The organism is Bacillus sp. FSL R5-0443, assembly GCF_038608285.1.
GTDB classification, from domain to species: Bacteria; Bacillota; Bacilli; order Bacillales; family Bacillaceae; genus Bacillus; species Bacillus velezensis.
Map to the genome: position 1 here is coordinate 686,482 of NZ_CP152013.1, position 13,655 is coordinate 700,136.

General features: G+C 43.1%; 14 protein-coding genes and 3 pseudogenes. 9 read left to right on the top strand and 8 right to left on the bottom strand.

Translation table 11 applies throughout. The annotated features are described in order from the left end of the window. Window positions 1–37: 37 nt before the first annotated feature. Together NYE28_RS03560 and rlmD are read left to right on the top strand one after the other, a co-directional pair. Window positions 38–949 carry a diacylglycerol kinase gene (locus tag NYE28_RS03560; protein ID WP_007609891.1) on the top strand — a complete coding sequence of 304 codons (912 nt, stop codon included), beginning with the start codon at window positions 38–40 and terminating at the stop codon, window positions 947–949. 147 nt (window positions 950–1,096) lie between these two features. Then, entirely contained in the window at window positions 1,097–2,482 is a 1,386-nt protein-coding gene (gene rlmD, locus NYE28_RS03565) for a 23S rRNA (uracil(1939)-C(5))-methyltransferase RlmD (protein WP_342490299.1), read from the top strand. A gap of 189 nt (window positions 2,483–2,671) precedes the next feature. On the opposite strand, the gene NYE28_RS03570 is transcribed toward rlmD, so the two are convergent. After that, entirely contained in the window at window positions 2,672–3,139 is a 468-nt protein-coding gene (locus tag NYE28_RS03570) for a hypothetical protein (protein ID WP_251248690.1), read from the bottom strand. 351 nt (window positions 3,140–3,490) lie between these two features. Here NYE28_RS03570 and NYE28_RS03575 point away from each other — a divergent pair, with 351 nt between their 5' ends. Next, window positions 3,491–4,444 (top strand): ATP-binding cassette domain-containing protein, encoded by a 954-nt coding sequence (locus NYE28_RS03575; protein WP_003155721.1) that lies wholly within the window; start codon window positions 3,491–3,493, stop codon window positions 4,442–4,444. After that, window positions 4,445–5,320 carry an ABC transporter permease gene (locus tag NYE28_RS03580; protein WP_052827156.1) on the top strand — a complete coding sequence of 292 codons (876 nt, stop codon included), beginning with the start codon at window positions 4,445–4,447 and terminating at the stop codon, window positions 5,318–5,320. A 113-nt stretch (window positions 5,321–5,433) separates the two neighbouring features. Here the strand turns inward: NYE28_RS03580 and NYE28_RS03585 are convergent. From NYE28_RS03585 to NYE28_RS03615, 7 genes and pseudogenes are all read right to left on the bottom strand, one after another. Beyond that, window positions 5,434–5,649 (bottom strand): annotated as a pseudogene (locus tag NYE28_RS03585) (TIGR01741 family protein); the annotation flags it as partial. An 83-nt stretch (window positions 5,650–5,732) separates the two neighbouring features. Next, window positions 5,733–6,203 (bottom strand): antitoxin YezG family protein, encoded by a 471-nt coding sequence (locus NYE28_RS03590; RefSeq protein WP_082999068.1) that lies wholly within the window; start codon window positions 6,201–6,203, stop codon window positions 5,733–5,735. Window positions 6,204–6,247: 44 nt separating this feature from the next. Further along, entirely contained in the window at window positions 6,248–6,703 is a 456-nt protein-coding gene (locus tag NYE28_RS03595; RefSeq protein ID WP_063095907.1) for an immunity protein YezG family protein, read from the bottom strand. A gap of 33 nt (window positions 6,704–6,736) precedes the next feature. After that, on the bottom strand, window positions 6,737–7,210 hold the full coding sequence (locus tag NYE28_RS03600) for an antitoxin YezG family protein (RefSeq protein WP_082999069.1): 474 nt from the start codon (window positions 7,208–7,210) through the stop codon (window positions 6,737–6,739). 4 nt (window positions 7,211–7,214) lie between these two features. Continuing rightward, on the bottom strand, window positions 7,215–9,221 hold the full coding sequence (locus NYE28_RS03605; protein WP_100001710.1) for a T7SS effector LXG polymorphic toxin: 2,007 nt from the start codon (window positions 9,219–9,221) through the stop codon (window positions 7,215–7,217). A gap of 109 nt (window positions 9,222–9,330) precedes the next feature. Next, on the bottom strand, window positions 9,331–9,630 hold the full coding sequence (locus tag NYE28_RS03610) for a contact-dependent growth inhibition system immunity protein (RefSeq protein WP_025284386.1): 300 nt from the start codon (window positions 9,628–9,630) through the stop codon (window positions 9,331–9,333). Between the two features lie 5 nt (window positions 9,631–9,635). Next, window positions 9,636–11,516 (bottom strand): T7SS effector LXG polymorphic toxin, encoded by a 1,881-nt coding sequence (locus NYE28_RS03615; protein WP_100001286.1) that lies wholly within the window; start codon window positions 11,514–11,516, stop codon window positions 9,636–9,638. Between the two features lie 298 nt (window positions 11,517–11,814). Between NYE28_RS03615 and NYE28_RS03620 the strand changes: the two genes are divergently transcribed. The 5 genes and pseudogenes from NYE28_RS03620 to cotJB all read left to right on the top strand — a co-directional run bounded on the left by NYE28_RS03620 (window position 11,815) and on the right by cotJB (window position 13,646). Further along, window positions 11,815–12,534, top strand: coding sequence for a YebC/PmpR family DNA-binding transcriptional regulator (locus NYE28_RS03620; protein ID WP_003155709.1), 720 nt, complete (start codon window positions 11,815–11,817; stop codon window positions 12,532–12,534). Between the two features lie 181 nt (window positions 12,535–12,715). Then, window positions 12,716–12,853 (top strand): annotated as a pseudogene (locus NYE28_RS03625) (hypothetical protein); the annotation flags it as partial. A 12-nt stretch (window positions 12,854–12,865) separates the two neighbouring features. Continuing rightward, window positions 12,866–12,955 (top strand): annotated as a pseudogene (locus tag NYE28_RS03630) (hypothetical protein); the annotation flags it as partial. A 195-nt stretch (window positions 12,956–13,150) separates the two neighbouring features. Further along, window positions 13,151–13,399, top strand: a complete 249-nt coding sequence (gene cotJA / locus NYE28_RS03635) for a spore coat-associated protein CotJA (protein ID WP_007408933.1) — start codon at window positions 13,151–13,153, stop codon at window positions 13,397–13,399. Then, window positions 13,383–13,646, top strand: a complete 264-nt coding sequence (gene cotJB, locus NYE28_RS03640) for a spore coat protein CotJB (RefSeq protein ID WP_007408934.1) — start codon at window positions 13,383–13,385, stop codon at window positions 13,644–13,646. Before cotJA ends, cotJB begins: the two co-directional genes overlap by 17 nt. The last annotated feature ends 9 nt before the right edge of the window (window positions 13,647–13,655 follow it).

Genomic DNA, 13,655 nt, shown 5'->3' on the forward strand with positions numbered 1-13,655 from the left:
TAATGGATCGGATACTCTTAAGTAGGATGATGAGATAATGAAACGTGCACGCATAATATACAATCCGACTTCAGGACGGGAGCTTTTTAAGAAAAATCTTGCCCAGGTCCTGCAAAAATTTGAACAAGCCGGTTATGAAACCTCCACCCATGCCACCACATGCGCGGGGGATGCCACCCACGCCGCAACAGAAGCCGCTTTGCGGGAGTTTGACCTGATTATCGCAGCCGGCGGAGACGGAACGATTAATGAAGTCGTCAACGGCCTCGCGCCGTTAGACAAACGCCCGACACTCGGCATCATTCCGGTCGGCACGACAAATGACTTCGCCAGAGCGCTGGGCATTCCGAGAGAGAATATACTGAATGCCGCTGATACCGTCATTAACGGCGTAGCCCGCCCGATCGACATCGGACAGGTGAACGGTCAGTATTTTATCAACATCGCCGGCGGAGGCCGTCTGACGGAGCTGACGTATGATGTGCCAAGCAAACTGAAAACGATGCTCGGCCAGCTTGCTTATTATTTAAAGGGAATGGAAATGCTGCCTTCACTTCGACCGACAGAAGTCGAGATTGAATATGACGGCAAGCTGTTTCAAGGCGAAATTATGCTGTTTTTAGTGACGCTGACCAACTCGGTCGGCGGATTCGAGAAGCTGGCCCCTGATTCCAGCCTGAATGACGGCATGTTTGATTTGATTATTTTGAAAAAAGCCAATCTCGCGGAGTTTATCAGAGTCGCGAGCATGGCGCTCAGAGGCGATCATATTAACGATCAGCACATTATTTACACAAAAGCGAACCGTGTGAAAGTCAATGTATCAGAAAAGATGCAGCTGAACCTGGACGGCGAATACGGCGGCATGCTGCCGGGCGAATTCGTGAACCTGTACCGGCATATTCACGTCATCATGCCGAAGGAGAAAGCGGAACAGCTGGATGATTAATACGCGGACAAAATCCTAAAACAGTATTCGTTTTAGGATTTTGTCATCTTTTCAGCGTGATCGGAAACCTTTGAAGGCTGACATTGAATTTGAAGGTTTGCCAGCACGCTGAAACAAGGCTATTGGTAAAACGAGAGGTGATTATAGATGAAAATGAAACCCCCGATAGAAAAAAATGAATACTATGATGTGACATTTGAGGATTTGACGCACGAAGGAGCGGGCGTCGCAAAGGTTCAGGGCTTCCCGATTTTCGTGCCGAACGCCCTGCCTGAGGAAAAAGCGCAAATCAAAGTGACACGCGTCAAAAAAGGCTTCGCTTTCGGCCGCTTGATTGAACTGAAAGAAGAAAGCCCGCACAGAACGGATGCCCCGTGTCCGATCTACAAGCAATGCGGAGGCTGCCAGCTTCAGCACATGACCTATGAAGGCCAGCTCTTGTTTAAACAGAAACAAGTCAAAGACGTCTTAGAACGGATCGGCAAGCTGGACCTGTCCAACGTCACCGTGCACCCGACACTCGGCATGGAAGACCCTTGGAACTACAGAAACAAAGCGCAGGTGCCGGTAGGAGAACGGGAAGGCGGACTCGTCGCCGGATTTTATCAGCAAAGAAGCCATGACATCATCGACATGAGCGCCTGCCTGATTCAGCAATCCAAAAACGACGAAGCCGTTCAAGCTGTCAAAGACATTTGCACCTCATACGGCGTCAAAGCCTACAACGAAGAACGCCACAAAGGCTGGCTCCGCCACATCATGGTCAGATACGGCGTCGTCACGGGCGAAATGATGATCGTCTTCATCACAAGAACAAGCGATTTTCCGCACAAAGCGAAAATCATCGAAGACATCACGGCGCAATTCCCGCACGTCAAATCCATCGTGCAGAACATCAATCCAAATAAAACAAACGTCATCTTTGGGAACGAAACAAACGTCATCTGGGGCGAAGAATACATCTACGACCTCATCGGAGACGTCAAATTCGCCATCTCCGCCAGATCGTTCTATCAGGTCAACCCGGAACAGACAAAAGTGCTCTACGACAAAGCGCTTGAATACGCGGAGCTGCAAGGGGAAGAAAACGTCATCGACGCCTACTGCGGCATCGGAACCATTTCTCTCTTCTTAGCGAAGCAGGCGAAGAAAGTATACGGCGTCGAAATCGTGCCGGAAGCCATTGAGGATGCAAAACGCAACGCTGAGCTGAACGGCATCACGAACGCAGAATTCGCAGTCGGAGAAGCGGAAACCGTCATTCCGAAATGGTATGAAGAAGGCATCACGGCCGACACCCTCGTCGTCGACCCGCCAAGAAAAGGCTGCGACGAAGCCCTCCTGCGGACAATCATCGACATGAAACCGAAGCGGGTGGTGTACGTATCCTGCAATCCAGGCACGCTTGCAAGAGACCTGCGGGTGCTTGAGGATGGCGGGTATCAGACGCTCGAAGTGCAGCCTGTGGATATGTTTCCGCATACGAATCATGTGGAGTGTGTGGCTGTGCTGGAATTAAGAGAAGGCAACTAACCCTTAGGGATGGTTGCCTTTTTTTAACCCGCATTTTTTTTGCATTCAGGACGAACTCGTGACATGAGAGGAGTACCAGAAGATGTTTGGTTGACGCCTATAATATAGCTTTCTATACATCTCTTTATGTAATAAAGGGTATCTTTTTAGGAACCCTTTATTAATATTCACTCTAGAGGGGCAGCTTTTTTAATACACTTTCATATCTTGTTTTTTCTCCTTACTAATCATTACTTTTTCTAAATAGCTCTTAAGAAATACATTATCTATCCTATCCGGAATGTAACCCAGACGTTTATTTAATATATTCTCTATGATATACATTTTCTTTGTGTAATATTGGTAACTATCCGTTGCGATTTGAACACTTTCTGATTCATTTCCCTTTTCTGATTCAAGTCGAGATTTATATAGCTGATCATACTTCTGTTTGCGTATTTTTCTTGAGAGCCGCAGTAAATGAAATAATTCAATTGTTGGCAGAGTCATTATTTCTGGTGTCGACTTATCCAAATCTAATTCAGAAGTATGCTCACGATATTCTATGATTTCACGTTTGCCATCTCTCTGAACATTATGTATGTACATTAAGCAAAAATTACAGTAATACTGATTATCCTTTTGAATTGAAGTTGCACAATAAGGGCATGTTTCCATTACGTTCTCCTTTCTGAATATTCTAAGATAATATGTATTTCGGTTACAAACAAGAATTTTAAATAGTATTAGAGATTCTTAACCAATAAAAACCCTTTTTATGATAAAGGGTTTATTGATTACAGCATGTATAAATTTCATGCAAAATCAATAGTGATCACCGTGTATAGAAAATCCACCGATCCTAAATCCAATAACAAAACGCGAAAATAATAAATTATATCGTTATAATAAAGATAATTATTTATAAAAAGATAATAAAGTTGGATAAAAATGAGAAAATCCTGGCGGGAATGACGATATAAAGTTAGTGAACAACGGTATAGAATCTTACTTTTCGAGGTGAACAGAATGGGAGAAGAACAAGACATTATTACAGTAACCGATCTGCGCAAAAAATATGGATCATTTGAAGCAGTGAAAGGGGTATCCTTTTCTGTCAAACGCGGCGAGCTGTTTGCATTTCTGGGAACGAACGGTGCAGGGAAATCGACCACTATCGATATTCTCTGTACGCTGATTAAAAAGACATCCGGAAAAGTGGTAATAGACGGTTATACGCTTGGTGAGGGGAAAGAGAATAATCATATCCGCAAAAAGATCGGAGTCGTTTTCCAAGAGAGCATTTTGGATGAACGATTGACCGTTTATGAAAATATCATGAACCGCGGACAATATTATCATTTAAGCAAGGCACAAGTGCAAGAGAACTATCAGTTTGTAACAGACTATTTAAAATTGGATGATATTAAGGAGAAAAAATACAGCGATTTGTCAGGCGGACAAAGAAGAAGAGCGGATATTGCCCGTGCCATCATCCATAAACCGACTATATTATTTTTAGATGAGCCTACTACAGGTCTTGATCCGCAAACGAGAGTTTTTGTTTGGAATGCGATTAAAAGGCTGCAGGAAGAAACAAACATGACGATCTTTTTAACGACCCATTACATGGAGGAGGCCGCTGTAGCTGATAACGTTGTGGTCATCAAAGAAGGACGTCTGATCGCAGAGGGTACACCGAGTCAGCTGAAAGATCAATATGCGTTTGACAGTCTGCATATGATGTTTAAGCAAGGCGTTGATCCGACTGCATGGTTTGAAAATAAACAACTGGATTTTACGGTTAAAAACTCTATTTATTCCCTTCGTGTAGAGTCCACTCTCCAAGCGTTTGACATTTTGAAAGGTCTTGAAGGAAAAATTGAATCTTTCGAGGTGATTAAAGGGAATATGGATGATGTGTTTATCCATATTATCGAAGAACAAGGAAGCAGTTTGCCAGTAAAGGGGAGCATTGCATAAATGAAGTCTTTATCCAGTTTAATCAGCAGAAATATAAAAATATACTTCCGTGATCGAACGCTTTTGCTTCTTTCTTTGCTGTCAGTATTTATCGTCATTCTGTTATATGCCGTGTTCTTACAGCAGACACAGCTGGACGCCATTAAGGCCTTGGTCGGTTCGACAGATGATTCCAAAGCAATGGTGAACGAATGGATGGTGGCGGGATTGCTGTCCATTACAGCTGTGACAACGACTTTAGGCGCTTTCGGAATTATGGTGAAAGATAAAGAAAGCAAGAGAACGTATGACTTTTTAACAGCTCCTTTATCAAGGGCGACCATCCAATTGAGCTACGTCATTCATTCATTTGTCATCGGCTTGATCTTTTCATTCATCGCCTTTTTAGGCTGTGAAATTTTTCTCGTTTCAACAGGCAGCAAACTTTTAAGCGGAACAGATATACTTGAAGTATTGGGGATCATTATTCTTTCAGTTGCACTGTCAAGTTCCATAAATTTATTTTTAACGCTGTTTATTCATACACAAAATGCATTTTCGACGTTAAGTACGATTGTCGGAACAGCCATCGGTTTTTTATGCGGAGTATATGTGCCGATCGGCGGCGTACCGGTGTTTGTGCAGAAAATTATTATGTATTTCCCTATCAGCCACACCGCTGTTCTGTTCAGAAAAGCGTTTATGACAGACTCAGTTGATAAAGTATTTAAACATGCTTCTGCGGACCAAATACAGGAATATGAAAAGCATTACGGGATCGTCTACAAGTTAAACGGCCATTTTATCAGTACGGCTGCGAGCTTGTGGGGCATTGTCATTACAGCCATCATATTTACCGTCATATCTATTTTCATATTTAAAAAACAAAATAAATGACCTCTTCAGACGATACATATGTAACAGGCAGCATCCGTTTACTGGATGCTGCCTGTTTTGTTTATCATTATTCTTTTTGTGGGCTCAATTCTTAATTCCTCAAAGAGTTCTCAGATTTCTCTTAATAAAGTTTTGAAGATATCTTTGCTTACACTGTATCAGGCTGGTATATCTTGTGAATAAATCAGTTGACGTTTTTCTGGTGTCTTGAAGTGAAAGAGAACCATGGTAGAGTCATCTAATACTTCTGCATAAAGATATATTTTTGCCCATTCACAAGGTATGATGTCATTTAATTTCTTACTAATAAGCTGGTACAGATCTTGCATTTTCCAACCTTTTCACCTTCAATCGTCGAGAAATCCTAGTTATAAAAAATAGCCCAGCAGAGAAGCGCTGGGCCATTATTGATTTATAGACCGAAGTAGCTTATTACAAATTCTTTATCGTCCTCATCTTCAGGCAAAATCCCCAAGTTTTGATATTCCCATACCACTTGCCGTTGTGTTCCGTTTAAGTCTGAGGCGATGACATCGGTGTAATCGTAGTCAATTGAGAATTTACCGCTTCGTTCGAGATGTAAAGTGAGGTTTGTCCATAAGTCCTCGTTGTTTGTTTTAAATTCATCCCGTAACTCTTCAAAGTAATCATGCAATTCATATAGAAGTTCGTCATATATATCTTCATCAACATTAAAATGTTCAGGAATATCGTGTGAATATATATATTCCTGATTTTGTGGAGTAGTAAAGAAGAAGTAAACTTCTGAAGAATCATCTAAAATTTCGGCATAAAGAGCAACCTTCTCCCACTCAGAGGGGATAATTTCATTTATTTGCTCAGCGATTTTTTGATATAGTATTCCCATCTTTTCAGTTTCCACAATATCAGAATCCTTTTTAATTTTTTTAGCCGTTTGAAAGCTTATTATATGTTTAGATACTCTTCTATGAATTTTCTATCTTCCTCATCAGCTGGCAGTATGCCGAGATTTTGATATTTCCAAACATCTCGTCTTTGAAGGTCAGCAAGTTCAGACGATAAAACATCATCATAATTATAATCAATTGAAAACTTTCCGGTGTTTTCTAATTTTAAAGTGAGATTAGTCCAAATATCTTGGTTGCCTAACTTAAATTCTTCTTTTAGTTCTTCAAATAGCTCTTGAAGTTCAATTAGCAGTTGATCGTAAATCTCTTCGCTCACATCAAAATGTTCAGGTATATAATGAGAAAATAAATAATCACTGTTATTTGGTGTTGTAAAAAAAAAGTATATATCCGCTGAGTCATCAAGTATTTCAGCATATAAAACGATCTTTTCCCATTGAGATGGAATCATTTCATTTAGATGTTCAGCAATCTTTTGATATAGTTCATCCATTGATGATCCTCTACCTTTGAATTGTTGATGGCATTATTTAATATTTAGATAATCCTTAACAAATTCTTTGTCCTCTTCGTCTTCAGGGAAAATCCCCAAGTTATTGAACTCCCAAATCATTTGCCTTTCGTATTCGTCCAAATCAGATTCAATAACATCTTCATAATCATAATCAATTGAGAACGTTCCATCGTTTTCAAGATTCAGTGTCAAATTTGTCCATGCTTCAGGATTATTTTCTTTAAATTCATTGTGTAACTGTTTAAATAACTCTTGAAGATCTAATAATAGTTCTGTATAAATTTTTTTACTAACTTGAAATTGTTCTGGAATGTCGTGAGAGTATATATATTCATCGTTTTCTGGTGTTTGAAAGAAAAAATACACTTCTCTAGAGCCGTCTAATATTTCTGCATAAAGAACAACTTTGTTCCATTCGGAAGGGATCATATCATTAATTTGTTCTGCTATCTTTTGATATAGAACTTCCATCTTTTTTGTTTCCATTAGATTAACCCCCTGGTTTATTTTCTATAGTAACTTGTCTCGCTCTACGATTACCTATCTTATATTCAACATTAAATAATACAGGTCTTAGTGAATCTCCCTGATAAACGGGTTCTATATTAACTTTTACTTGCTTAGGAGGTTTTCCGTTTAATGCCTTTGACCACACTTGCTCCATTTTGTACCATTTCCCGCCGCTCCTATTAACCTGAGAATTCATCGGCACGATGTTGTCGAACTGGCCTGAGCCCTTGAATTGAGTAGCGATTAGGTGGCCTCCGTCGTCATCTGTCAGACGGTCTGGTTTACCTGCTTTTGACTGCGCATATTGGTTGCGTTTTGCTTCTCCCAGCTGCAAGTCTGCTTTGACACTTGTAATTCTACCATAGTTGTCAGTAGTGTACGTGTAGCCTTCTTTTGTTTTGTAGATGACATTCGGCTTCAATACTTTCTTTCTGGTCCATTTCGCAAAATGCTCGCCGTATTTGACCGTTACCGGCGGTACATGCGGTGCCGGTGTCCGCCTGCCGCTTGCGGAGGTTCCGTACGGTTTCGGCAGGATGACCTTGGCGAATTTCTGAAGTCCTTCTTTAAGTGTGACCCCGTTGACTGCGTTGTAAGGAACGCCTGCCGGCACTAAGTCGTGACGCGGATGATACGGGAGAATATCAGCCAGGGTGAGATCTCCGATTTGATTCAACTTGGTTTTGACGCGTTTTTTTGATACTTCCATGCCTGTGTTTACTTTTTGTTTGATGTGATCAACGGTTTGTTTTGAGACCGTTATCGCTTTTTGTGCTGTTGCGGATTTGCTTGCTGCTGTTTTGACTTTGGTTGTCACTTTGGCGGCTGTGCCAGTTTTTGAGACGGCGCCGACGCCTTTTGTGCCGACAACTGATGTCACAACGGTGCCTACTGCATATGACACCCATCTTGCTCTGGAGTAGGTGTCGCCATTCACCATGTCTTTTTGGTACGATTCTTCGATTGCCGCTGAAATGGCTTCATACGTTTTGATCGGGTGAGCCACCGCTCCTGTAATGGCTTCAACCGTTCCGCCCGGATCTGTGACCATATCCCACAGGCCTGTGACCGCGTCTTTTCCGGAATCATAAAGGCCGACGGCAACGCCTTTGAAACCGTCTGTAAGTTCACGCGTGTTTTCAATTTGAGTGAAGTAGCGCTGCTGTTCTTTTGTCAGGTTTTTATAGCCGATTGTTTTGGCCATTGAGTAGAATTCATCGGCATTCGCATAATCATAGTTTTTCAGTCTTTCTTTCAGTTTTTCAATTTCCCGCTCTTTCGCTTCTTCCTTTTTAATCGTCAAATAAGCATCCGAATGTCTTGCAATCTCGTCTTTTTTCTTATGGATGTCGCTTTCTCGGTACGCTTTGGCGTTGTAGTGAAGCGGCGTGGCGCTTTTTCCTTTGCCTGTGGCGTTTTGGAGCTGCTCAAAGTCGGCCTGAATGAACTGTTCGTTCGCTTCGGTTTCTGTGTATTCCTTCGTTAGATCGTGATCAAGCTTGTCGAGCTTATGTATTGTTTCGCTTCTTTTTTTGTCAGCTGAAGAAAGCTTCTGATCTGTGCTTTCGGTTGAAAACAGATCAAGCGAGATGATGTCTTCGATCTCTCTGAGGATGGACCCCATGTCCTTTTTTTGCCCTTCCATAATTGCCTTTGATTTACTGAGGGCGTGGGTGAGCTCATGCTCCAGAAATGATTCCTCCACATGCGAATTGGAAAGTCCGGCATCTTCGACCTTACCGGGAAGGCTTGTGAGAAATGCGATTTTCATGTCGATCAGATCAAGCCAGCTGTCTGTGACGCCGGCGTGGTCTTGGAAAAAGGCTTTGATGTTATTTGCGCCCCGGCCTGAAAAGTCGCTGTCACCGAGGTCAGCCATACCTTGAAACGCTTTTTTTAGATTGACCATCTGGCCGCGCAGTTCTTTGTATTCACCCGCGCGCTGTTTGGCGGCGGCCATCAGGCTGTTTGCTTCGAAAACTTTCATGACCATATCCTTTCCCCTTTCATTCGGGGTTATTTTTTCAGTTTATAGAGGGAAAGATTAAGAAACTTATCAGGGACTGTGTAAACATAGGAATAGGGTTTCCCTGATTCTATAAAGACTCAATATTTTTTTCGATTTTTTGAATGACTTGTCTGAGCCATAGTATTGGGGATAGTTCGTAACTATTGATATCTACACCATCAGCAGATTCTTCTATAAAAACGTTTTTTTGTTCTTCTGAGTAATCGCTATTTATAAACGCTTTGAGTGCTTCTACATCGTTTTCTTGTTCTTTTTTAGGTATCTCTGCTAAGTATTCTTCAAGAGCTGACTCAGGAGTGTCTATATCTTGATGGAAAATACCTCCTAAAAATTGAAATACAGGTTCAGAAATATTTGTTTCAATCATTGATCTCACCTCGTGGGATAGCCTGTTAATATAAAGCTACCATCATTATTCTTTTTCAATATAATTTTAGCGTTAGTTAAGTCAGAAATTTCAGTTGTGCCTTTGGTAATTCCTCTGCCTAACACTTCTGATCCTTTATAGGAGAGTACCAAAGGTTTTTTTACATCATTATTTAACCATTTTTTTATTTTATCTTTATTATCTGATAAGGTAATATTAGCAATCTTTTCTGCAGTTGCTCTATCCTTAAAAGAGGATGATCCGGATATTTTCTTGTTACTCATTTTGCTTTTTTCAAGCCTTTCCATGAGTTCTTGGTCGCTCTTACCAACATGTCTTTCTATAAGATGTCCGCCTTTTGCTTCGTGAGCAGCTAAGCCACCGCCTGGTGCGAGAGGACTGCTGTCTCCTTGTTTAACACTATGTATGCCGTTATTGTCAGAAGACACAGATTTACTGAGCACATTCTCTTTCTGATCTTCAATAATACTTTTCAACAAAGGCGTATTCTTCACGTTATGAGTATTTTCAATATCCTGTGCTATTCCGGCAAGCGCGGGTTGGTACTTATTTTTCGAAACGGAATTGATGTAGTTTTGTCCTTTTTCAATCCCGGTTTTTACATGTTTTGCAGCTGCTTTTTCTCCGGCTTCCAAGACGTTATCCACTTTGGCGGCGCCTGTTTTTGCGAGCTTGCTTGTTACTTTTACAGCTGAACCGGAACCTTTGAGTCCCACAATGCTCCCGATGGCGTAGGTGATGTAATGTGATCTTGAATGCGCATCCCCGTTAACCATTTTATCATTCCATGAATCCGCCAGGTTTGTCCATATGATTTTTGCGTAGGAGGGCGTGTTCAATACAGCCGATATGGTTTTAGCGACTTTTTGTTCATCAGAGAGATGGTAAAAATCCCATGCGCCGACAGCCAGATCTTTGATGCCTGTTATTGTGTCTTTCCCGACATCATAAAGGCCGACGCCTACTCCTTTGACGATGTCCCATGCCGTTTCTCCGACTTCTTCGAGCTGCTTTGCTTGTTCAAGCTGCATCACATATTGCACCTGTGCAGGTTCAAGGTTTTCATAGCCGATTTTCTTCGCGATTTCCAAATACTCATCCGGATCGGTGACACCAGCGGCCAGCTTTTTCTTCAGATCCTTGATTTGCCGCTCTTTCGCTTCTTCCTTTTTAATCTTCAAATAAGCATCCGAATGTCTTGCGATATCGCCTTTCTTCTTATGGATGTCGCTTTCTCGGTACGCTTTGGCGTTGTAGTGAAGCGGCGTAGCGCTTTTTCCTTTGCCTGTGGCGTTTTGGAGCTGCTCAAAGTCGGCCTGAATGAACTGTTCGTTCGCTTCGGTTTCTGCGTATTCTTTCGTTAGATCGTGATCAAGCTTCCCGAGCTTATGTATGGTTTCGCTTCTTTTTTTGTCAGCTGAAGAAAGCTTCTGATCTGTGCTTTCGGTTGAAAACAGATCAAGCGAGATGATGTCTTCGATCTCTCTGAGGATGGACCCCATGTCCTTTTTTTGCCCTTCCATAATTGCCTTTGATTTACTGAGGGCGTGGGTGAGCTCATGCTCCAGAAATGATTCCTCCACATGCGAATTGGAAAGTCCGGCATCTTCGACCTTACCGGGAAGGCTTGTGAGAAATGCGATTTTCATGTCGATCAGATCAAGCCAGCTGTCTGTGACGCCGGCGTGGTCCTTGAAAAAAGCTTTGATGTTGTCTGCGCCCCGGCCGGAGAAATCATTGTCACCAAGATCAGCCATGCCTTGAAACGCTTTTTTCAGGTTGACCATCTGACCGCGCAGTTTTTTATATTCACCCGCGCGCTGTTTAGCAGCGGCCAGCAGGCTGTTTGCTTCGAAAACTTTCATGACCATATCCTTTCATTTGTTCGATATCAAAATTTTACCACGTGAGTCAGGATATACAGTGTAGGAAATAGGTAATGAGAATAAAATGAATCTTTTGGCTTGCGACTTCCTTCCTGTATGAAGGGAGGCTTTTTATATTTTGTATAATAACCCTCACATTCGGCTTACTGCGCTCCGGTGATTTTAAGCGTGCCTGTTTTTTCTAATGTCTTACACTCGAAACAACCCAACCGCTGAGGTATAATAGAAGCAGAGTATTTATCATACAGATTCAATTCGTGAAAGAGAGTGGAACAAAATGGGCCGTAAGTGGAACAATATTAAAGAAAAGAAAGCATCAAAGGACGCAAATACGAGCCGGATTTACGCGAAGTTCGGCCGTGAGATTTATGTGGCGGCAAAACAAGGCGAGCCAGATCCGGAATCGAACCAGGCGTTAAAAGTGGTGCTTGAGCGCGCGAAGACGTACAGTGTGCCGAAAAATATTATTGAGCGTGCGATTGAAAAGGCGAAAGGCGGCGCGGAGGAGAACTTTGACGAGCTGCGTTACGAAGGTTTCGGGCCGAACGGTTCAATGATCATCGTTGATGCGTTAACCAATAATGTAAACCGCACGGCGCCTGAAGTGCGTGCCGCATTCGGGAAAAACGGCGGAAATATGGGTGTGAGCGGGTCTGTCGCTTACATGTTCGATGCGACTGCCGTTATCGGCGTTGAAGGCAAGACGGCGGATGAAGCGCTGGAATTGCTGATGGAAGCTGATGTGGACGTGCGCGATATTTTAGAAGAGGATGACAGTGTTATCGTATATGCCGAGCCTGATCAATTCCATGCGGTACAGGAGGCATTCAAAAATGCCGGCGTTGAAGAGTTCACGGTTGCGGAGCTGACGATGCTTGCGCAAAATGAAGTCGAGCTTCCGGAAGATGCGAAAGCTCAATTTGAAAAGCTGATCGATGTGCTGGAAGACCTCGAAGACGTACAGCAGGTTTATCACAATGTAGATTTAGGCGAATAAAGACAAAAAGGCCGGGGCGGCATAAGTTCCGGCCTTTTTATTTTGCTTAAGCGGTCGGCCTGTATCGTATTTTTCTCCGTAAGCAATTATTTATTATTTCGCCAAAACTGGGCGGATGCCCATACGTTTCCTTCCGGATGTCATAAACTGGACTGTAACCTATGTGAAGGAGCGATAAATCATGAATGAAAGAAGACCGATTTACGGCGGAGGCTACGGCGGAGGCTATGGCGGCTTCGGAGGCTACCCGGGGTACGGTTTTGGCGGCTACGGAGGCTTCGGAGGATATCCGGGATACGGCTTCGGCGGAGGCTACGGATACCCGGGATACGGTTTTGGCGGTTACGGCGGTTTTGGCGGCTACGGCGGCTTCGGGGGATATCCGGGGTACGGTTTTGGCGGCTATGGCGGAGGCTACGGCGGCTACCCGTTCCATCATCATCATCATCGGGAAAGCCAATATATCTGACCATTCGGGAAAAAGCACTCTTGGAACAGCAAGAGTGTTTTTTTGTGACCGTTTCTAAGCGCTGGCTTTTTTCATTTCTTACAGGGCATAAATGCCGATACGGATTCATACCTATTAAGGTCATGTGTTTAGGAAAGGAGGATCGTAATGAAAGAAAATCAGCCGTTTACACCGGTCAAATCCTATAAACCCTTCCACAGCCGGTTTGATCCCTGCCCGCCGATCGGGAGAAAATACTTCAGAACGCCGCCGCATCTTTATATGCGGTTTCAGCCGTATCACTTGGAGCAGTTTTCTCCGATGGAGGCATTGAGAAAAGGGACCCTTTGGAAGGATCTTTACGATTTCTATGATAATCCTTATCGGGGGGGAATCGAATATGGCGAAAAAGATTGATGATGAATATTATCGGCTGCTGGAGCAAATTCAGGCGGCGGACTTTGTCTTGGTGGAGCTGACGCTTTATCTGGATACGCATCCCCATGACCGTCTCGCGCTTCAGCAGTTTCATGAATATTCCCGGTACTCAAGACAGCTGAGAAAGCGGTTTGAGCCTGAGTACGGACCGCTTCTGCAATTCGGCGTGAGTCAGGTCGGCGCTCAATGGGACTGGGGCCGCGGTCCTTGGCCATGGCAAGTATAAGGAGGGATC

Excerpts from the sequence above, each read along its gene's own strand:
- NYE28_RS03560 (WP_007609891.1), top strand. The coding sequence starts at position 38 with ATGAAACGTGCACGCATAATATACAATCCGACTTCAGGACGGGAGCTT.
- rlmD (WP_342490299.1), top strand. The coding sequence starts at position 1,097 with ATGAAAATGAAACCCCCGATAGAAAAAAATGAATACTATGATGTGACA.
- NYE28_RS03570 (WP_251248690.1), bottom strand. The coding sequence starts at position 3,139 with ATGGAAACATGCCCTTATTGTGCAACTTCAATTCAAAAGGATAATCAG.
- NYE28_RS03575 (WP_003155721.1), top strand. The coding sequence starts at position 3,491 with ATGGGAGAAGAACAAGACATTATTACAGTAACCGATCTGCGCAAAAAA.
- NYE28_RS03580 (WP_052827156.1), top strand. The coding sequence starts at position 4,445 with ATGAAGTCTTTATCCAGTTTAATCAGCAGAAATATAAAAATATACTTC.
- NYE28_RS03595 (WP_063095907.1), bottom strand. The coding sequence starts at position 6,703 with ATGGATGAACTATATCAAAAGATTGCTGAACATCTAAATGAAATGATT.
- NYE28_RS03600 (WP_082999069.1), bottom strand. The coding sequence starts at position 7,210 with ATGGAAACAAAAAAGATGGAAGTTCTATATCAAAAGATAGCAGAACAA.
- NYE28_RS03605 (WP_100001710.1), bottom strand. The coding sequence starts at position 9,221 with ATGAAAGTTTTCGAAGCAAACAGCCTGATGGCCGCCGCCAAACAGCGC.
- NYE28_RS03610 (WP_025284386.1), bottom strand. The coding sequence starts at position 9,630 with ATGATTGAAACAAATATTTCTGAACCTGTATTTCAATTTTTAGGAGGT.
- NYE28_RS03615 (WP_100001286.1), bottom strand. The coding sequence starts at position 11,516 with ATGAAAGTTTTCGAAGCAAACAGCCTGCTGGCCGCTGCTAAACAGCGC.
- NYE28_RS03620 (WP_003155709.1), top strand. The coding sequence starts at position 11,815 with ATGGGCCGTAAGTGGAACAATATTAAAGAAAAGAAAGCATCAAAGGAC.
- cotJA (WP_007408933.1), top strand. The coding sequence starts at position 13,151 with ATGAAAGAAAATCAGCCGTTTACACCGGTCAAATCCTATAAACCCTTC.
- cotJB (WP_007408934.1), top strand. The coding sequence starts at position 13,383 with ATGGCGAAAAAGATTGATGATGAATATTATCGGCTGCTGGAGCAAATT.